At 53.6% G+C, this 418-nt stretch carries 1 pseudogene; it reads right to left on the reverse strand.

From position 1 onward, the window contains the following. Positions 1-122: 122 nt before the first annotated feature. Positions 123-418, reverse strand: a pseudogene (locus tag ACTBDZ_RS18390) (phage recombination protein Bet); the annotation flags it as partial.

A 418-nucleotide genomic window follows, 5' to 3' on the forward strand; every position in this document is an offset into this window, starting at 1 on the left:
GCTGGCATATAAGCTCTGCCATGTAGTTCTGGCGGCTGGCGGAATAGCCCGATTTGGTTTTTGCCATTACGTCAGACAGGCGACTGGCGGTGACGTTGCCACAACGGGCGGAAAACCATTCATCACTGCGCTGTTGCATGATCCACCTCGCTATATTCTGCATCGACGGGAATGCTTTTCTTGATGCGCTCCTTCTCTGCATTGCCGATAATCTGGCGCTCTTCGTGGGTCAGGTTTTTCCATGTTTCAGCGAAGACTTCCATGCTCATCTGAGCCGCCTCTTCGCACCTAGCAATGAGTGCAGGGCGGCGCTCGTCCGTTTCCTTTCCGACGAGAACACTTGCTGGCGTGTTTTCTATAATCCTCTCCGCTTCGTCACTGTCGTAAATGCCAGCGAAGCCAAATGCCATGCGTGCAC

Origin of the sequence: Symbiopectobacterium sp. (genome assembly GCF_051710365.1) — a bacterium.
In the GTDB taxonomy this organism is placed as follows: Bacteria; Pseudomonadota; Gammaproteobacteria; order Enterobacterales; family Enterobacteriaceae; genus Symbiopectobacterium.